Raw genomic sequence first — 19110 nt, forward strand, 5'->3', positions numbered from 1 at the left:
GAGTATGCAGTATGAGCGGGAAGAGTGATTTTCTCAAACGGGTGGATGAGGAACCACCCGCATGGGCCGACAATATCATTGCCGAACGTAATATTAATAAATACCAGAAATACAGCCAGTTTGTCCGGCGGGCTTACTGGACGGACAGTGGCAGTATCAACGTTTTTTGTATCAGAGGGACTGACCATACGGATTATCAGGGGCTTACCTGGCGTGAGTTTTTGCACCGTGGGAAGCGGATGGATATTAATATCCGTCTGCTGGAGAAGAACCCGTCATATTACCTCGGGACGGAAGTGAAAAAGCCAGCCATGCATTATGTCAGCTATAACGGACTTGACTGGTATGTGAGCAGTGATGGTAATCACCGTTCCTGCCTGGCAAAGTTCCTGTTTTATGAACAGGGGCTGACGTATCTGCACGGGGTGTCATTACGTCATTACGAATTTGATGACGTACTGCTTTCGGTATATGCAGATCTGCAGGCGGAACGGCTGTGCCAGCAACAGGCGGGTCTGTACTGGGAAACAGACCTGCATTCTGAAACGCTTGGCCGGGAAGATACGCCGGGCTGGAAAGTCGATCACTTTTCACCAGGTTTCACCCTGAGGCTGGTTGGTGGTTCGCCTGGAGGGGACCTTGTGCCGGACAGCCTGCGACGGGTCACGGTAAGGCAGGCAGATGAAGGCCGGGTATTATTGCAACAGCTCCAGTCCCTGCGTCAGATGCAAATAACGCCAGTTACCGGAGCTGGCTGGCTGGCCCGGTGGTTCAGGGGGACAAAATGAGCGACCGCTATGTGTTACCCGGTGTGATGAACGGTGACGGGGAATGTTCCTCAGATCCGGAGGTTTACGTCGGTACCGATGCTGATGAAAGCGAATGACGGGGCGACCAGACTGGTTCGTGAACTCTCAATAAATACAGGATAATTATGAGACAACAAAAAAAACGTACAGAGCATAACCTTGCAATTCCAGAAGGAATGGTGAAACCCTGCCCGGAATTGCAACAGATGCATTTTGTAATGCAGGATAACTATCATATTTTTCTGCTTTCCCTTGAAAATATTCTGCTTTGTCTGAGGGAGGCAGAAAAACATGGGGAGGTTCCCCGGATAAATGATGAGTGGTGGGTAATACTTCAGAGTACATTCCCCTGTCTTCGTTAATAAATGTACTTCCCCAGCACCTCCCTGGCGTGGTTCAGTAATGTTTCATTCCAGGGAGATTTTTCCCATCCGGAGAAGTTAATGAGACTGTTAAAGTGGTTAAAATTAAAAATTATAGTTTTTCTGTATATTTCCCTTGGGGTGATTCCTGAATCTCTGATATTAATTACCATGTCCATTTTTTCTGTCAATTCGTGACCCGCTACAGAAATACTATGGTTTGTATAATATACGCCAATATCCAGATGGTTTTTATATGATGGATTCTTAACTATGAATCCATTTTCTTTGACATGGATTTTATCATTGGATTCTCTGATGATAGCCTGAAGTAGTGCAGAATCTTTTATCTTTTTAAATAAAATATTCTGATAGTCAGTCATATAAGCAAATGTCCATGGGACATTCATCAGAGTGGCTTGTGAATACAACCATCCTTCTTCTTTACGATATTGATGTAACATTTCAATTGCAAGTTTTTCATTAATTGAGATCCCGGTGGCATCACCCAGCATCCAGATGATTTTGTCGAAATGAAGTATCAGTAATTCCAGAATTTGACGGCTCAACAGACTTTCTGACCTTTTATTTTTTGTGCCACTATTTTTTTTGGAATGGTCAGAATAAGGACACCAGTTGTAAGCATCCCTGTCGTAGATACCCACCCTGGGTACAGGTTTACCATAATGTTTTGCATAAGGAGCGGTGATATTGGGTGGTAGTTTATAAAACCCTATTATCTGTACTGGATTATTACATGCCGGACAGACAGCAAAGTAAAGAGGTTTTCCCTCATCACTAACTTTGTACCATGGAGGACGCCTGGCAGTACGTTGCTCATAATCATCTTTGTCAAGAGACCACCAGTTCCTTTCTGTCACATCAAGTTTGTAAATATTCATTGTACTCTCGCGTGTATATTAATGTAATTTTCTATAACATGAGGAGTGGGTAACATGGAACAGTATCAGGTCCCATTTTTTTAATATTCTGATTGTTTTTTCATGCAGGGAACATTTAATTTATTGCTGTCTGGAAACTATATAAGGTGCATTCTTACTTCCTGACAAATTTACCAGGAGGAATAAGAGTGAGCGACCGTTATGTGATGGAAGCGCTGCTGCGTCCCGCCGTGGAGCTTAATACCGCCGTGGCGGCAGGCTGTGCGGCATTTGTTTGTGTCAGTGCGCCGTGGGCGGTGGCGCTGGCGCCATCGGTCAGCTATGTGACCGCGGGAGGATTTGTGGCACTGGCTGCGGTACGAACCCGCCAGGGACTCAGAATACTGCGCTACCGCCGCAACCTCAAACGTCTTCCCCGCTATGTGATGACCAGCCGTCAGGTGCCGGTCAGCTGTTACCGTCTCTTTCTCGGCAAAGGATTTGCCTGGGAGCAAAAGCATCTCCAGCGTCTGCTGGAGACCCGCCGGCCTGAAGTACAGGCGTTTCTGCAACCGTCAGTGGCGTACCGTCTGGCCAGAAAAACAGAACGCTGGTCAGAGTACCGCCTGCCGTGGCTGAGCAGGATACTGCGTACCGACACCCCGTTCAATCCCGTGCGGCCCCTGCCGCCGGCAGGCGGAAACCCGGCGATACACGGCGTGGAGCCGGATGAGCACACGGTCAGTATGGACCTGGGGGAGCGGGTGGGGCATATGCTGGTTCTGGGAACCACCCGCGTGGGCAAAACCCGGCTGGCAGAGCTGCTGATAACCCAGGACATCCGGCGCGGGAATACCGTGGTGGTGATTGACCCGAAAGGCGATGCCGACCTGCTGAGAAGGGTGTGGGCGGAAGCGCACCGGACAGGGCGGCAGAACGAACTGTACGTGTTCCACCTGGGCTGGCCTGACATCAGTGCCCGTTACAATGGTATCGGGCGTTTTGGCCGGACATCTGAAGTTCCCGGTCGTCTGGCGAACCAGCTCAGCGGGGAAGGCAACAGCGCGGCGTTTCGCGAATTTGCCTGGCGGGTGGTGAACATTATTGCCCAGGCGCTGGTTGCGCTGGGAGAACGGCCGGACTATAACCTGGTCCGCCGTTACGTCATGAACATCACGGGACTGCATGAGCGCTATGTGGAATGGTACCTGAGGGAGCATGCCCCGCACCTGCTGGCGGTGGTTGACCAGCAGGTGGCGCTGTTAAGCCAGGTGAACCAGAACAAAGGGATACCCGACCACGTGCTGCGCCGCGCGGCCATCACGCAGGTACTGGAGAGTCCGGAAGGCCAGACCCTGGAAGATACCGTTCTGGAGAGTCTGAGCAACGCCGTCCGCTACGACCAGAAGTATTTCGATAAAATAGTGGCTTCCCTTTTACCATTACTGGAGAAGCTGACCAGTGGCAAAATGGCCTCCCTGCTGTCACCGGACTACCGGGACATCAGTGACCGTCGTCCGTTGCTGGACTGGCAGCAGGTTATCCGCAATAAAGGGATTGTGTATATCGGTCTCGATGCGATGTCGGATGCGGACGTGGCGTCAGCCGTGGGTAACTCCATGTTTGCCGACCTGGTGTCGGTGGCCGGGCATATCTACAAGTTTGGTCACGAAGGCGACCTGCCTGCATCAGCGGGAAAGGCGAAAAAGCCGTCCATCAGCCTGCACTGTGACGAGTTTAACGAGCTGATGGGGCCGGAGTTTATTCCGATGGTCAATAAAGGCGGCGGTGCCGGGATTGAGGTGACGGCCTACACCCAGACCTGGTCTGATATTGAAGCCCGTATCGGGAACGCGGCCAAAGCTGCCCAGGTGACCGGTAACTTCAACACCCTCATTATGCTGAGGGTGAGGGAGAAAATGACGGCAGAGCTGCTGACCAGCCAGTTGCCGGAGGTGGATGTGTACACCAAAACGCTGGTATCGGGCTTCACCGATATCTCAAATCCGGAGCAGGGGGCGCACTTCACCTCCAACACCCAGGACAGGGTGAGCAGTGTGAGGATGCCGCTGATTTCGACGGCGGAGCTTATCAGCCTGCCGAAGGGGCAGGCATTCGCCCTGCTGGAAGGCGGGAAGCTGTGGAAAATCAGGATGCCGCTGCCGTCGGACGCGAACGATGTGGCGATGCCGCCAGGTATGGAGGCGATGGTCACCGCGATGCGTCAGGGATACCGGACGGGAGAGTCCTGGTGGCCGTCGATAACCACCCTGCCGGACCCGGCCGGTGAACCGGTCAGCCCTGACCCGGAACTACAGATACCGCTGACAGTCTGTACGCCCGTTCCGGCAGACGCAACGCACCTTCCGGAGTTACAGGCGTCTGAGGCCACAGGAGAATCAGTGCAGGAGCAGAAAGAGGATGATGCGTAATGGCGAAGGAAGAATCCCGTCCGCCGCAGAACACGTCCCCGCCGAAAAAGCCGGGCCTGCTGTGGCTGCTGTTGTGGCGTCTGCCGTGGCATATTGCCGGTATTCTGTTTGCTTCGCTGTTTCTGAGCCTGCTGGTTGAGTACGCGGGCCTGGTGTTCTGGTGGCCGGAGCAGGGGGCTGAGCATGCCAGAGCCATGATGGAGACGGAGCTGCGGTTTCTGTCGTCGGATTTTACCCGCAGCCTGGTGCTGTCACAGCCGTCAGTGACGGTGATGTCGTGGGTGCGTGAGGGATACCGGTGGCTCGCGGAGAACATTATGCCATCCGGTACCCTGAACAGCGGCAGCGGTCACGGTAATCTGTTCACGCAGACGGTGGCGGACAGCGGGGCATGGCTTGCCGTACAGTTCAGAGTTTTCCTGGAAGCCACGCTGTATATCACGGTGGTGTTTGTGGTGCGGGTGAGTATTCTGCTGCTGTCACTGCCGCTGTTCGTGATGGCGGCGGCAGTGGCCATGGTGGAAGGTCTGAGCCTGCGTGACCTCAGGCGGTACGGGGCGGGGTATGAGTCGAGCTTTCTGTACCATCATGCACGGGGGCTGATAAAGCCATCCCTGGTGTATCCGTGTATGGCGTATCTCTCATGGCCTGCGGCGGCGTACCCGAATGCGTTTCTGCTGCCGTCGGCGCTGCTGTTTGGTCTCGTCCTGACGGTACAGGCGTCCACGTTCAAGAAATACCTTTAGAAACGGACACATACAGAAAGGAAGTGTTTGCGAACCAGGCTGCAAACCAGTAGAGTACCCACGGGTGCCTTCGACCTCTGGTCTGAAGGTGTTCCCGAAGGCCAGAAAGACGGAGGCCCCGGAAAACATTACTGTTAACCGAGGCCTGACGTTTCTACCCAGCAAGTGAAATGTTAGCGCCTCTCCGGAAAAGGAGCAAGCGCTTATGTCGCAAAAATCGTTAATCACGGTCGCGGTCTGTACCGCGATGGTCCTCATCATCTGGATGTTACGCGGCTCATTATGCGAGTTTCATCTGACGTTATGGGGGGCGGAATTTGCGGCAAGCCTGCAGCACTGTCACCGGTGATGCAGGAAACCGCGGCGGGGAGGTGATTCCCCGCCATTCCGGTTGCTGAGGTGGTGGTCGTCAGGCACCCTTTTTTCGGTATGTACGAAGTCAGAAATCAAAGCCCGTGGCATCAGTAATGTTGCTGCGGGTTTTTTATGTCTGCGGTAACCTGCCACAGGGCCGGGTGGCAGAATATTCTGAAACAATCCGGCACCGTTTATCTCCCGTGCTATTTTAATCCCTTACTTTTATTTTCTTTACTTTCCGCAAGTGGTGGCAGGGAGTTGATTGTGACATCAGGTGACAACGCACTTTTTTCCATGGTGTACAGAATGCTGCAGGCTAAGCAGGTGCATGTGCTGTATACCGCAGAAAAAGCGGAAAAACTGTATTCCGGCATGTCTGCTGTGGCGGATGAGAATGAGACGATGGCCGACGGGGTCACCGGGCTGGTCAATCAGATGTATTCCCTGCGGGGCAGGCTGAAAAACAAGCTGGGTACCCTGACGCCCCGGGAGAGGCGATACAGAAATAAAGTGATTGCCCTGCTGAACGGACTGATTGACGAGAATGAAAAAATACAGGGAAAGCTGACCGTGTCTGCAAACATGATACGCTGCACGGCGTACAGTCTGCAGGTAACGGTTCTCAAAGCCATTCATTACCAGTGGCGGGAGAGGGTGTACATGTCGGTTCTGGAGGGGAAGGACACGTTTCCTGCGGAAGATGAGAATCAATGTGCCCTGGGACGCTGGTATCAGGGTGAAGGCCGGAAAAACTTTGGCTCCCTGCCGGCGTTTGTCCGTCTCGGGGAAGCGCACGGGAAGCTCCATCAGGCACTTGCTGCCCTGGTACAGGAATTCCGCCGGGAGAAACGTACGGCGGAACGGATACTGACAAAACTGGATGTGCTGGAATCGGTCAGCCAGGCGGTCATCACCGCGCTGGATGAACTGGATGACAGTGTTATCAGGCAGGGGGTGGTTGACGAAGCACCCCCGGGCGTACAGGTATCCCGTTTTCCGCCGTCACGGTGACCCGCCGTTTAAACACTATGTTACATTATGAGTAAGCGTCACGTTTAGACCGTATATACACTTACGCAGATATGTGTTTGCTCAGACTTAAGCTGATGCACTGTTTTGGACATTAATTTCAGGCAGCGGGCAACACACAGACTCTTACTTTATTCAAAATAACGACTTCATAATCCTGAAAGGCGTAAAACAGGGGACGCGTTGAATTGTTGACAATTTATGTACCTGACAGTGTTTTTTGCGCCTGTTTATGGCACAACATACCCCTTGATATAAATGCTCTGCGTACAGGTATCACATGCTGGCTATTCCCTTTCCCTGGTTCACCCTGTCTATTTTGCTTATTTTACTGCTGAAGATTTGCCGGCAACGCCCTGCAGGCTATCGCAACAACGCTACCTTTATTGCGGGCTGTTCGCTGCTGGTCCTTATGTCAGCCCTGCGCTGGCAGTTCGATCTTATTCTGCTGCGCCAGTTGCAGTCTGTCATCGCGATCACCCTACCACCGCTGGCCTGGCACTGCTTTACAGGACAGCGCTTACAGCAAAAAATCGCCACTTTTGTGGGACCGCCGGCACTCGCTCTGGTGCTGAACCTTACTACCCCTGCAACTACGGATGCAGTACTGATGCTACTCTATATCGGCTACGGTTGTGCCCTGATCCGAACGGCGCTGCTGGGAAGCGATACGTTCATTTTCAGGCGACTTAGCGGCAGCGTTTCAAACTCATCACTCGCTTTTATCGCAGGGTGCTTTCTCTGTTTTTCCGGACTAACCGATCTGACCATCGCACTCAACTTCTATTTTTACCAGGGGCAGCAGGCACCGCAACTGGTCGCAATCTCGCAGGCTATTCTGCTGCCATTTGTCTGTTTTGCCATTGTCGGTAGCGACCGTCCGTCACTTCCTGCCGGGGAATCGGCATTGCCACCCGGAGAGCGTAAAGAGAACAATAGTGAAGCATTCCTCCCGATTTATCAGCAGGTCAACACTTTGATGAGCGAGCAGAATCTGTATCTGAATCCCGACCTGACACTGAGTACGCTGGCGAGAAAAACAGGGGTCCCCGCACGCCAGATTTCAAAAGCGGTGAACCTGACGTGCGGCTGTAATGTCTCACAGTGGATCAACGGTTTGCGCATCGACTATGCACAGCAACTTCTGCGGAATACAGACCTGCCGATAACGGAAGTGATGCTGGAGGCAGGTTTTGCCACCAAATCAAACTTTCATCGCGAATTTCTTCGTATCAGCGGTGTGACCCCGACGGATTACCGCCGGGCAGCGGCTGAAAGTCGAGAGCCTGATTGACGAAGGTGCTGATATCAAGGGCAAGCTGGCGGTGAATCGCAGCCCGACTCCGGATGCTGCCATCCTGGCAGACAATCTCTTCGCCCGGTTCTTTTTCTGCGATGAGTGCTATTGCACCCGGTTTGCACTGCTGCATAAAACTAAAATGCGTTGCCCCTTCGACATTCACTTCCTGCCTTACTGCGGCAGAAATATACTGAGCCAGGTAGCCCGATTCCAGCCTGGCGGGTAGCTCATCACTGTCTTCCTGAGCCGCCATAATCAACACAGGTACTGCAATTTGAGAAAGTGATTCTGGCGTGAATCCACGGGCCAGCCCCAGATCGAGTGAGACAATGGCTTTGATTGCCGGCTCTCTTTCGTCTGCGTTCAGCCGCCCGTCAGCTTCATCGATACCCAGCGTCTGTATTAACTTGCAGGCAGCCAACCAGGCATGTGCCTGGCAATCATTCTGAAAGCGTGCGGCGTCAAAGCGTGCCCCTCCCAGTTCTAGCACCGTCCAGCCGCCGAGAGAGTGCCCGGTTGCCGCGATTCTCTGCACATCAACTTTTCCGGCAAGAGAGGGGGTAGAAATAATTTTCAACATCGCTTGTCTGAGATCCTGCGGCCGGCGCCAGAGTTCCTTCGCATCCTGATGCCGTTTGTTAAGTGTTGTCGTTCCGGGATGGTCGACCGCCACCACAATATAGCCCTGAGCCGCCATTTCCGTTGCCAGCCAGTTCAGGTTGCGCCAGTTACCGCCATAGCCGTGAGAAAGCAGAAGCAGCGGATGCTCGCCTGCTTCCGGTGCTGCATTGCGCAGTACAGAGGTGCCGTAAAAGGCCATATTGTCACCTATTTTTTCCGGCAAGCCGGTTGCCCCGGTGGGGTACCAGATAGCAATATCGAGAGGGCGGGAATTATCCTCCTGGATATTCAGTTGCCGAAAAGCCGTGTTGGCATACGACGTGACGCTAAAGAGAAGAGAAAAAAGAAAGCAAAAAAAGGGCCGTAACATAACGATCTCCGGTAAGTAAATAGAGACGCATTGTGGTCACGAATGCCCGGTTGATGCGTCCTGAAACGTGATCGAGGACGTTAATAACTGAGTGTCCGGAAGGATGCTGCCGGGAGTTCTTCTTTGCAAAGAACAAAAATTGCATGTGGCACGGCATTGTATCTTTGGGCTATTGTCTTAAAACACCAATCGTATTAACGCCTGATACACCTGTCTGAGCAAGGCGCCTGAGATTGGTTATTATCTCTTCGGTTGAATCACCATATCCTGCCTCCATGTCAACACTTAATGGCAGGTTGCTGACAGCCCGGATACGGGTGACTATATAAAATACTTCATTAAACGGCATTCCCTGCCCGTCTTCATATCCCAGTGTGGACGCAATTGCTGCGCTGGACGTTCCCAGCACCTGATAACCTGCTTCTTGTGCTGCGACAGCACTGGCGGCATCCCAGACGTTAGCGATAAGAAGAGGCTCATGCTGGTTGTGGAGTTCTGCAAAGTTCATATCCATATCCTCTCAATAGATTGAAAATGAATCTAAGCATTAAGTAAGAACGTCACAACCGAAATTCAGACGACTATTTTTTAGCAAGCGTAATCTGAACTCGGTGGCGGACCAGACCGAAATCTTTCAAGGTCTGGTTCTGGCTCAGATCGGACTGTCAGTATCCCCTGGTAATCACACTAATACAGATATTCCATAAAAATCCCCGCCGTTTTTTTTCAAAATCTGAAAAACAGTTTACTGCTGATTTTCATCGTTGTTTCCGACACCCTGTGCGCGAACCCTTTTATTCAGGAGCGTACAGGATATGTCCCGTCGTTACTTCCTCATTCCGGCCACCCTGCTGGCGCTGTCGCTGGCGGCACCTGCAGCCCTGGCATCCGAAAAGGATGAACTGGCCCTGGTGATGCGCCAGCTTGACCAGCTTCAGGCTTCCTTTGACCGCGCTCAGACCCTCAGCGCACAGGCGTCAGGCGACGGTCGTTTTTATTTTGATTATACCCGCGCGACCGCGGATATCCGCGCAATGAAGCAGGGTATTTCACAGTATCTCGACCCGTCCCGCGCCCAGCCCCGGCTATCTGAAGGTGACGCGGTCAGCGGCCAGTACCGCCGGGAGCGTCCGCAATGAACAGCGTACAGCGTACGGCCTTTATCGCCGGCTCTGGCGGACTCGACCCGGCAGTCATAAAACATCTGGTGGTGGCGCTTTTTTTCGCGCTGCTGTTTCTGCTGGCCGCCTGGATGATACGGACCGTCTATGTCGGCTGGTCGAACCAGGACGTGAAGGCGGGGGCAGCCGGCATGTTTGTGGTGCGCCTGATAATCCTGCTTGAACTGGCAATACTCTTTTACAGCTATTAATGACCGTCCGGTGGTGGTCAGTCGCCGGCGATTTAACAGAAGGAACAATGATGACACTGATTACCCGTCTGCGTGGCGTGACCACGTTCTGCACCGGCCTCTTCTGGTCCCTGGCCGCCCGGGCGGATTTGCCCAAAATCACCGGTGGCGCAAATTCCGCCGACGTAATGGAGGATGTCAAGAGTATGAGCCGCAACGGGGTGAGCTACGGGGCGCTGGTTATCTGCGCCGCCGCCTTCATCGTGGTGGTCATCTCCTGCGTCAGCACCTACCACAAGATTGGTGACGGCAAGGCCAGCTGGTTTGACTTTGGCGTCCGTGTGGTGGTGGGCGCCATCATGATTGTGCTGGTCATCTACTTCCTCAACAAGGCCGTGACGGTCATCTGAGCGGAGGATGTATATGGCAGCCATTGATTTTATTCCCGACCGGCTGAATGTCCGTCCGGTGGTGTGGCGGGGATTCACCGTCGGGGAGCTGGGCGTGGCGGCGCTGTGCGGTAGCGGACTGGGGCTGGTGACGGCGGTGTTTGTGGCGCCGTTCGCGGGCTGGATTGCGTTTCCCATGCTGGCCATCCTGATGCCCCTGCCGGTGGCCTGGCTCAGCGGCGACTGGCTGACGCGTTACAAGCGTAACAAACCGGACAACTATCTCTGGCAGCACGTCACGCTGCAGCTTGCCCGGGCGACCGGCAGCACGGAAGGCAACTGTCGTTACGGCGGATACCGTTTTTTTACGGACTGCTCCTGTCGGGAAATCCGGCGCACCGGGAGACATCGCTGATGAGCCGCTTTCGTAACGCGCTGTCCGAACGTGACAACCATATTCTGACGCTTCGCATCACCTGCGTTGCTCTGGGCATTCTGGCGGCGTTCTCGATGGCGGGCTGGATGCTGGCCCCCCGCGACCTGACCGTACATGTGCCGCCGGACCTGCGTTCCGGCAGCACGCAGAAGTGGTGGGAGGTGCCTGACCCTACCGTCTACAGCTTCGGCTTTTACATCTTCCAGCAGCTCAACGCCTGGCCGAAGAATGGCGACGCGGACTATCCGGCGCGGATTGCGCAGATGAGTCCTTACCTGACGCCGGGCTGCCAGGACTTTCTCAACAGGGATGTGAAGCTGCGCCGCGCGCACGATGAGCTGCGGGACAGGGTTCGCATGGTGTATGAAATTCCGATGCAGGGGTACAACAGCAACAGTGTGCGGGAAACCAGCCGTGACAGCTGGGTGGTGAACCTGGACCTGGTGGCGGATGAATACTATCACGCGGTACTGGTTAAGCGTGCCCTGACCCGCTATCCGCTGCGGGTGGTGAAGTGGGAGGGCGACCCTGTGCGTAACCCGTTCGGGCTGGCGCTGGACTGCTATGCCGGCACCCCGCAGCGTCTGCAGGTGTCGGGGCTGAGCGAGATGGACAACACGGAGAGACATGAATGAAACACGGCCGCAGTCTTTTCACGTTGTTGCTGACTGCCACGCTGTACAGTCCGTTCAGCCACGCTGTGGAACTGATGAAGTGGGAGCGTATTCCGCTGCAGGTGCCGCTGACGGTGGGCCAGGAGCGGATAGTGTTCGTGGACAAAAACGTGAAGGTGGGCTTTCCGGCGTCGCTGGACGGAAAGCTGCGTATCCAGAGCAGCGGCGGGGCGGTGTATCTCGATGCCGGCGCGCCTTTTCCGGCGACCCGCCTGGTGCTGAAGGACGTGGAAAGCGGGGAGATGGTGCTGATTGACGTCAGCGCCACCGACGGCAAAACGGTCCGGGAGGCGGTACAGATTGTGTATCACGGGACGGTGGAGAGCGCCACCCGGGCCGGACAGACGGCAGCGAATCAGACTGCTTCAGATATTTCCTCAGGTTCGGGGCGTGGGGGGACAAAACGTGAGGTGTCAGCCTCCCGTCCGGCCCCGAAACTGAACGGCCCGCTGCCGGTGGTGCTGACCCGCTATGCGGCCCAGACGCTGTACGCCCCGTTGCGTACGGTGGAAGCCCTGCCGGGTGTTCATCCCCTGCCGCTCCGCCTGCCGTCACACCTCACCACGCTGTATCCGTCTGAGCCCGTTGATATCCGTCCGCTGGCGTCCTGGGGACGGGGGGAGTACAGCGTGGTGGCGCTGAAGGTGCGTAACACCGGCAGCGGAAAAGTGGTGACGGACCCGCGGGCGCTGACCGGACGGTTTGTGGCGGCGACGTTTCAGCACCGGTGGCTGGGACCGGCCGGACAGCCGGAAGATACCACCACGCTTTACCTGGTGATACAGGGACGGCCGGAGGCGGCGTTTATCGCTGAACCGGCAGTAACGACACCTGCGACAAAAGGGAAGGGAGGTAAGCGCTGATGGCCACCATGAAATCCGGTACACGGGTAAAAGTGCCGGTCCCTGTTGTTTTTCTCATTTTTCTGGCGATTCTCGTCGGGGCTGCGGCACCTGCGATAAAGGGAGGGCAACAGTAATGGCCACCCTGAAATCCAACGCCCTGGTGAAGGTGATTATCCCGGCAGTCGTTCTGGGCGCGGCGGCCGTTGGCATGCGCGCCTGCACGTCCGGTACTCCGGAGAAGGCAGCGACACAGCAGGTTCCCCTGCCACAGCTGACCCCGGAACAACTGCGGGAGCTGGGAATAGAAGGCGACACGCCGCAGGACACCCTGAACACCCTGGTGGGCAAACTGGGTGAGGTCCAGCGCCAGCAGGGCGACATCATGAAGGAGAACCGGGAGCTGAAGGAAGAGAACCGGAAGCTGCAGGCCGGGAACGGTCAGGTGGACCAGCGTATTGCGGATGCGGTCTCTGATGCAGAAGACCGGACACAGAAGGCGCTGGCGCAGCAGAAAACCACGCTGACGGACCAGTTTAACGCCATGCTGAACGGGCTGGCACCGGGCGGAGCACCCTCATCCACTGCATCTGCTCAGACGGGCAGCGATATCCCGGTGGGTCTGGGGCTGGATACCGGTTTCTCCGGTGGTGGAGACACAGACGGTTTTCGCTGGGTTGACCCGCAGGACGCGGTACCGGCGGAACAGCAGGGCGGGCAGGGACCCCGTTTTGCCACTTCATTTCTGGAAGATAATCCGATAACCCGGGAGAAAAATGCGCTGGAGCGGAATGCGAACCACCGTCAGGGGCTGGACAACGGTCAGGATGAGGGACCGGTCGACCCGGTGTACACCCTGCCGGAGAATTCAACCCTGGTGGGCAGTACGGCGATGACGGCGCTGCTGGGACGGGTGCCGGTCAATAACAAGGTCACCGACCCCTATCCGTTTAAGGTGATGATTGGCCGGGACAACCTGACGGCCAACGGGATTGAGCAGCCGGAGGTGGAGGGGGCCATCGTGTCGGGTACGGCGAGCGGTGACTGGACGCTGTCCTGCGTTCGCGGCAGCGTCACGTCCATCACGTTTGTGTTCACCGACGGCACGGTCAGAACCCTGCCGGCCCCGTCAGACCGGACCGACAACAGCGGCAGTGAAAACGGCGGCGGGTCCGGGAACGGCGGCAGTATTGGCTGGCTGTCAGACAACAGCGGCATTCCGTGTATCAGCGGAGAGCGTAAGTCCAACGCGGCCTCATACCTGCCGACCATCGGTCTGCTGGCGCTGGGCACTTCGGCGGGTGACGCGCTGACGGCCAGTCAGTACACGAACAACACCACCGACGGCGGGGGTATCACGTCGGCGCTGACCGGAAACGCCGGGCAGGCGGTGCTGGGCCAGGCGCTGGGGGGCAGCTTTAAGGAGGTGGCGCAGTGGGTGAAGGAGCGCTACGGACAGACCTTCGACGCGGTGTACGTTCCGCCCGGGGCACCGGTGGCGGTACACATCACGCGTCAGCTGAATATTGACTATGCCGAAAAAGGGCGCCGGGTGAAATATGACTTCACGCTGCCGGGCAGCGATGCCGGTACCGGCGGACTGGATTAGCGATGACGGAGCGTACCGCAATGGTGACACGAATTAACGGATATCTGCCGGTGATGGCGCTGGCAATGCTGCTGTCAGGGTGCAGCAGCAATAAGGAGGCGATACTGCCGGCCGGGGACAGCACGATGATGGATTTATGGCAGCACCGGTCGGGCAGCGCACAGCAGGGGATGCAGGCCCGGGACGCGCTGCGCCGGCCGCTGACGGGGCCGGAACGTCAGGGCGACCGCCCGCAGGCGGAGAGTTACAGCCGCACGCAGGAGAGCGAGCTCAGCCAGCAGTTTCCGCGGCTGCCGAACCCCGACATGGTGATGTACGTGTTCCCGCATCTGGCGGACGGCAACGCGCCGGTGCCGGGGTACAGCACGGTCTTTCCTTTTTACACCCGCACGCAGTACGCCCTGCCGGGCGAACGAACGGAGGCGCTGTAGATGTTCAGTCTTTTTTCCGGTAAACGCAATAAATCTGTACCCCGGATACCGCACCCGTCAGGGCGTGAGCCGCTGAAGCGTGAGGGCAGACTGACCCGCTGCGACGAGGCAAAAATTTATGAACACGGTCCGTCCTTTATTGATTTCCTGCCCTGGGTGGAATACCTGCCGGAGGATGAGTGCCTGCTGCTCGATGACGGGGTGTCGGTCGGGGCGGTGTTCAGCCTGAGTCCGGCACAGACGGACGGCCGTTCAGCGGAGCGTCTGGAAGAAATCCGCGACATCGCGGAAGTGGCGCTGCAGAACGGCCCGGAAGAGCGCAGCAGTCACCAGTGGGTGGTGCAGTTCTTCTGCCAGGATGAGACCGACCTGACGGCGGAGATGGACCGTATCAGGGGCTGTGTCACCCCGGCCGCACAGGGCAGCGAATTCACGCAGGCCTGGCTTGCGGAGACAGAGCGACATCTGCAGGTCATCAGCCGTCCTGAGGGACTGTTTCAGGATGAGGTGGTGACCGGCGTCAGCTGGCGCGGCCAGATACGACAGATACGGATGGTGGTGTACCGCTACGTGAACCCGCGGCAGCGGGAAACGTACCCGCCAGTGGTCCAGTTGCGCCAGACCTGTGACCGGCTGTCGGCGGCGCTGAGCCAGGCCGGGGTGGTGTGCCGCCGGCAGAGCGGGGAACAAATCCACGCCTGGCTGCTGCGGCTGTTTAATCCTGCCCCGTCGTGGATTGACCGGCAGACGCTGTACCGGACGGCCACCTGGCGTGACAGCCGGCAGGATACACTGCCGGTGGACACGGATTTCAGCGAATCGCTGTTTTTCACCCGTCCGCGCAGTGACGCGAAGAAGGGCGTGTGGTGGTTTGATGACGTGCTGCACCGGGCGGTGGCGGTGGAAAACCTGACGGAGCCGCCCGGACCGGGACATCTCACGGCGGAGTGTGTGCGTGGTGAGCGTATTAACGCGCTGATGGACATGATGCCGCCGGGCACGGTGGCCTGCCTGACCCTGCTGGTACAGCCGCAGAAGGAGCTGGAAGAGGAGTTTGCCCGGCTGGGTAAGCGGGCGCTCGGGGATAACGTGGAGTCTGAGCGTACCCGAGACCAGGTGGAGGAAGCGCGGGCCTGGCTCAAGGAGAAGCACAAGCTGTACCGCGGGGCGCTGACTTTCCTGCTGAAGGCGCCGGACATGAAGACGCTGGACCATCACCATCTGTCGCTCAGCACCACCCTGATGAACGCCGGGCTGAAACCACTGAACCCGGAATATGACCTCTCGCCGCTGAACACGTATCTGCGCGCCCTGCCGATGTGCTTTAACCCGGAGCTGGACAGGCACCGGTGGTACACCTGGCTGACGTTTGTGCAGCACTTTGCCGGTCTGGCACCGGTGTACGGGCGTTCAACGGGTACGGGTAAGCCCGGTATCAGCTTTTTCAACCGTGGCGGCGAACCACTGCACTTTGACCCGCTGAAGGACCGTAAAAACAGTGCGCACCTGCTGCTGTTCGGGCCGACCGGGGCCGGGAAGTCTGCGACTCTCTGCGCCGGACTGTGCCAGATGCTGGCCGTGCACCGCCCCCGGCTGTTTCTGGTGGAATCGGGCAACTCGTTCGGTCTGCTGGCCGATTACTGCCGGAGTCTGGGGCTGACGGTCAACAAGGTCAGCATCAAACCCGGTCGCGGAACCTGCCTGCCGGTGTTTGCGGATTCACACCTGATTCTGGATATCCGGCCGGAGCAACTGGACGAAAATAAGCTGCGGGACATCAGTGATGTGGATGACAGTGATGACGATGATGAGCGTGACGTGCTGGGTGAGATGGAAATCGCCGCCATCCTGATGATAACGGGCGGTGAGAAGGAGGAGAAGCTGAGTCGTGCCGACCGCGGGTTACTGCGCCGGGCGCTGGTAATGACGGCGCAGCGTGTGCACGAAGAAAAACGGCAGATGCTGCCGTCGGACCTTAAGGTAACGCTGGAAACAATAGCCACGGATATGTCACATAAGCCCGGCGGCGGTCCCCGCTGGCACACGAAGATGCAGGCCAGGGCGTCGGAGATGGCGCTGTCACTGGAGCTGCTGACAGAAGGGTTTGAAGGCGAACTGTTTAACCGGGAAGGGGAGGCGTGGCCGGAAGCTGATGTGACCATCGTGGACCTGGGTTACCTGTCCCGGGAGGGATACGAATCCCAGATGGCGCTGGCGGTGATATCGCTGGCCAACACGGTGAACCATATCGCGGAACGGGACCAGTCTGAAGACCGGGATATTATCTTTTGTATTGATGAAGCACACGTGGTGACGGCGAACCCGTTGGTTTCCCCGTATTTTGCGAAGATTTCCAAGATGTGGCGAAAACTGGGAACCTGGTTATGGCTGGCGACACAGAACCTGAAGGATTACCCGAATGAGTCAGAGAAGATGCTGAACATGGCGGAATGGTGGGTGTGCCTGACGATGCCACCGGATGAAATTGAACAGATAGGGCGTTTTCGCCGGCTGACGGAGGAGCATAAGTCGATGCTGGCGTCAGCGCAGAAGGGGCAGAAGGTGAACGGTATTCCCTGCTATACGGAGGGGGTGGTGATGAGCCATAACCTGAATGCGCTGTTCCGTTCGGTACCGCCAAGCCTGTATCTGGCACTGGGCATGACGGAGAAGGACGAGAAGGCGCAGCGGCGGGAACTGATGCAGGCGCACGGCTGCACGGAGCTGGAGGCGGCCTTTATGGTGGCGAAAGAGCTGGACAGAAGACGCGGAACGGGGGAGATGAATGGTGAGGCTTAGATATCCTGCGGCGGAGGTGGCGGAAACGGGGGCGGACGGCCTGCTGTTTGACAGCCTGCCGCAGTCGGCGCCGGTGACGGGGCATGCGCAGGCGGTGTTACTGCAACAACTGGTCAACCATCTGAGGGCCAGGCTGTCCGGGCCGGTGAGTATCATCTGCCACCCACATCGTGTTGGTCACCGTGGCAGCGTGGCGATGACGCTGGAAGGAGATACGGGGCGGGTTGACCTGCTCATCACTGTGAATGGCAGAACGCTGTTTCCGGAGGAAGAGGACTACAGCGCGCCACGCTGGTACATCGATGTGGTGGATATGGTGGATGCGGTGTACCTGATGCTGACCCTGAACAGCGGTCTGGAGACATAAGGAAACAGCCCGGATGGGCTGTTTCATATACTGCCACCAAATCAGGATCAGAAGCGGTAACCCACACTGACATTAAACCCGTTCGGATTTATGCTACCGGAATCGTCAACTGAACTGAATGTGGCACCTTCATATCCTACTGTCAGCGCCAGATTTTCAACAGGATTGAACTGAACGCCTGCACCATAGGCAAACCCTGTTTTACTCAGGGAAAAGTTATCCTTGTCGTATGAGTTACGGTAAGTATCAGACTCTGAGCCATGTGCTTTAATATAACCCACGCCAATCTGACCGTAGAGGCTGACAAAATCATTGATACGGTAAACGGGACCGGCAAGGAGAGAGTAGTAATTCAGTTTACTGTCATATTTGTAAAGCCCCTCATCCACAGAGCCGGAGCGTTCACTTTTACTTGCCGTCGCCCATGTGAACGAGCCCAGAACGCCCCACTCAGGCGTAAATTCATAACGGTAACTGAGATTAACACCATTAAGATTGCCGTAATCGTTGATGTGACTGAATGCATACCCGACAGATGCAGTGTTCTGTAACAGATCAGAAGCATTCGCAAAACCCATGCTTCCACACATCAGCCCCGTAATAATAACCACTGCCAGCTTCTTCATAAGAAAACGTTCTTAATTGTTAAAATATTATTAAAGCGAAATCTATTCAAATGCCGCCAGATTATCAGAGTCAAGTGCAGAGTTACTCAGCCATAATATTTCATTGTTGGGGAGAGTCTCGCTCAGTCAGTCCGGGCATACAAAATCGTAAACGGGAGTCAAAAGTCACCGGAAGCGGAGTGACCGGGATAACGTTTTCCTGCTTCAGATGTCGGGAAAAGAGAGCCTTTCCTGTTGTCGAGAATGCAAAGGAATAATTTCTGTGACAGTGTGGGGAGGAGGCAAAATCCTGGCGTTGACAATAGCAGGAACTGTCTGCTGCAAAGAGGAAACAGTTACGGCAGAAACCAAGTTTGCCCACAGAGTTTATACGCCTTCATGGAATAATGATATTATGTTACTGTAACCCTGAGTTATCAATTAAGGCTGCACAGACAGCTTCTCTGCCTCAGGATGATTAGCCCGCTCCCCGTGCGGGCGTTTTTCATGATACACAGGCACCCGATACCCACCGGTCATGAAATTTATTCACGCTGAGGAATAATACCAATAAGGTATTATGTCGTTCGCTATTTTTTCCTCTATGATAGCGCTGTCCGTCAGCGTCGGTTGCATGAGGGATACACTATAATGACAGGCAGTTTTCGTTTTTCGGGGAGTGATGTCTCCCCTTTTTTGG

20 protein-coding genes and 1 pseudogene are annotated in these 19110 nt (G+C 56.0%); 17 read left to right on the forward strand and 4 right to left on the reverse strand.

Annotation, left to right across the window (positions count from 1 at the left end; all coding sequences use genetic code 11):
• The first annotated feature begins 11 nt into the window (after positions 1–11).
• Positions 12–788: a hypothetical protein gene (locus tag HV477_RS19215; RefSeq protein ID WP_175065311.1), complete on the forward strand. Its 777-nt coding sequence runs from the start codon at positions 12–14 to the stop codon at positions 786–788.
• Positions 789–934: 146 nt separating this feature from the next.
• Positions 935–1171 carry a hypothetical protein gene (locus HV477_RS19220; RefSeq protein WP_175065312.1) on the forward strand — a complete coding sequence of 79 codons (237 nt, stop codon included), beginning with the start codon at positions 935–937 and terminating at the stop codon, positions 1169–1171.
• On the opposite strand, the gene HV477_RS19225 is transcribed toward HV477_RS19220, so the two are convergent.
• Positions 1168–2073: a hypothetical protein gene (locus HV477_RS19225; RefSeq protein ID WP_175065313.1), complete on the reverse strand. Its 906-nt coding sequence runs from the start codon at positions 2071–2073 to the stop codon at positions 1168–1170. The two genes, HV477_RS19220 and HV477_RS19225, sit on opposite strands and share 4 nt — an antisense overlap.
• A gap of 188 nt (positions 2074–2261) precedes the next feature.
• On the opposite strand from HV477_RS19225, the gene traD reads away from it, so the two are divergent.
• The 5 genes from traD to HV477_RS19250 all read left to right on the forward strand — a co-directional run bounded on the left by traD (position 2262) and on the right by HV477_RS19250 (position 7910).
• Positions 2262–4484 carry a type IV conjugative transfer system coupling protein TraD gene (traD, locus tag HV477_RS19230; protein ID WP_309224846.1) on the forward strand — a complete coding sequence of 741 codons (2223 nt, stop codon included), beginning with the start codon at positions 2262–2264 and terminating at the stop codon, positions 4482–4484.
• Positions 4484–5230 carry a TIGR03747 family integrating conjugative element membrane protein gene (locus HV477_RS19235; RefSeq protein ID WP_175065314.1) on the forward strand — a complete coding sequence of 249 codons (747 nt, stop codon included), beginning with the start codon at positions 4484–4486 and terminating at the stop codon, positions 5228–5230. Before traD ends, HV477_RS19235 begins: the two co-directional genes overlap by 1 nt.
• Positions 5231–5435: 205 nt before the next feature.
• On the forward strand, positions 5436–5579 hold the full coding sequence (locus HV477_RS19240; protein ID WP_175065315.1) for a Hok/Gef family protein: 144 nt from the start codon (positions 5436–5438) through the stop codon (positions 5577–5579).
• 314 nt (positions 5580–5893) lie between these two features.
• Entirely contained in the window at positions 5894–6598 is a 705-nt protein-coding gene (locus HV477_RS19245) for a CZB domain-containing protein (RefSeq protein WP_175065316.1), read from the forward strand.
• A 298-nt stretch (positions 6599–6896) separates the two neighbouring features.
• On the forward strand, positions 6897–7910 hold the full coding sequence (locus HV477_RS19250; RefSeq protein WP_175065317.1) for an AraC family transcriptional regulator: 1014 nt from the start codon (positions 6897–6899) through the stop codon (positions 7908–7910).
• Here the strand turns inward: HV477_RS19250 and HV477_RS19255 are convergent.
• Both HV477_RS19255 and HV477_RS19260 read right to left on the reverse strand, forming a co-directional pair.
• Positions 7849–8907: an alpha/beta fold hydrolase gene (locus HV477_RS19255; RefSeq protein WP_175065318.1), complete on the reverse strand. Its 1059-nt coding sequence runs from the start codon at positions 8905–8907 to the stop codon at positions 7849–7851. The two genes, HV477_RS19250 and HV477_RS19255, sit on opposite strands and share 62 nt — an antisense overlap.
• A gap of 193 nt (positions 8908–9100) precedes the next feature.
• A pseudogene (locus HV477_RS19260) lies at positions 9101–9415 on the reverse strand (isocitrate lyase/phosphoenolpyruvate mutase family protein); the annotation flags it as partial.
• Positions 9416–9722: 307 nt separating this feature from the next.
• Here HV477_RS19260 and HV477_RS19265 point away from each other — a divergent pair.
• The 10 genes from HV477_RS19265 (at position 9723) to HV477_RS19310 (ending at position 17805) form a co-directional block, all read left to right on the forward strand.
• A complete protein-coding gene (locus HV477_RS19265) occupies positions 9723–10046 on the forward strand; it encodes an RAQPRD family integrative conjugative element protein (RefSeq protein ID WP_175065319.1) in 324 nt (107 codons plus the stop codon).
• Positions 10043–10279 carry a TIGR03758 family integrating conjugative element protein gene (locus HV477_RS19270; protein WP_175065320.1) on the forward strand — a complete coding sequence of 79 codons (237 nt, stop codon included), beginning with the start codon at positions 10043–10045 and terminating at the stop codon, positions 10277–10279. Before HV477_RS19265 ends, HV477_RS19270 begins: the two co-directional genes overlap by 4 nt.
• Positions 10280–10326: 47 nt before the next feature.
• Positions 10327–10668, forward strand: a complete 342-nt coding sequence (locus tag HV477_RS19275; protein ID WP_254621684.1) for a TIGR03745 family integrating conjugative element membrane protein — start codon at positions 10327–10329, stop codon at positions 10666–10668.
• A 13-nt stretch (positions 10669–10681) separates the two neighbouring features.
• Positions 10682–11062, forward strand: a complete 381-nt coding sequence (locus tag HV477_RS19280) for a TIGR03750 family conjugal transfer protein (RefSeq protein WP_175065321.1) — start codon at positions 10682–10684, stop codon at positions 11060–11062.
• Positions 11062–11718 carry a PFL_4703 family integrating conjugative element protein gene (locus tag HV477_RS19285; protein ID WP_175065322.1) on the forward strand — a complete coding sequence of 219 codons (657 nt, stop codon included), beginning with the start codon at positions 11062–11064 and terminating at the stop codon, positions 11716–11718. The genes HV477_RS19280 and HV477_RS19285 overlap by 1 nt, the downstream gene beginning before the upstream one ends.
• A complete protein-coding gene (locus HV477_RS19290) occupies positions 11715–12620 on the forward strand; it encodes a TIGR03749 family integrating conjugative element protein (RefSeq protein ID WP_175065323.1) in 906 nt (301 codons plus the stop codon). The genes HV477_RS19285 and HV477_RS19290 overlap by 4 nt, the downstream gene beginning before the upstream one ends.
• Positions 12621–12735: 115 nt before the next feature.
• Positions 12736–14208 carry a TIGR03752 family integrating conjugative element protein gene (locus HV477_RS19295; protein WP_175065324.1) on the forward strand — a complete coding sequence of 491 codons (1473 nt, stop codon included), beginning with the start codon at positions 12736–12738 and terminating at the stop codon, positions 14206–14208.
• Positions 14209–14210: 2 nt separating this feature from the next.
• Entirely contained in the window at positions 14211–14639 is a 429-nt protein-coding gene (locus tag HV477_RS19300; protein WP_254621685.1) for a TIGR03751 family conjugal transfer lipoprotein, read from the forward strand.
• On the forward strand, positions 14640–17438 hold the full coding sequence (locus tag HV477_RS19305) for a conjugative transfer ATPase (RefSeq protein WP_175065325.1): 2799 nt from the start codon (positions 14640–14642) through the stop codon (positions 17436–17438). It abuts the gene before it with no gap.
• Positions 17425–17805 (forward strand): hypothetical protein, encoded by a 381-nt coding sequence (locus HV477_RS19310; RefSeq protein ID WP_175065326.1) that lies wholly within the window; start codon positions 17425–17427, stop codon positions 17803–17805. The genes HV477_RS19305 and HV477_RS19310 overlap by 14 nt, the downstream gene beginning before the upstream one ends.
• 47 nt (positions 17806–17852) lie before the next feature.
• Here HV477_RS19310 and HV477_RS19315 read toward each other — a convergent pair whose 3' ends face one another.
• On the reverse strand, positions 17853–18431 hold the full coding sequence (locus HV477_RS19315; protein ID WP_175065327.1) for an Ail/Lom family outer membrane beta-barrel protein: 579 nt from the start codon (positions 18429–18431) through the stop codon (positions 17853–17855).
• Between the last annotated feature and the right edge of the window lie 679 nt (positions 18432–19110).

The organism is Salmonella sp. SG203 (assembly GCF_013350575.1).
Classification (GTDB): Bacteria; Pseudomonadota; Gammaproteobacteria; order Enterobacterales; family Enterobacteriaceae; genus Salmonella; species Salmonella enterica.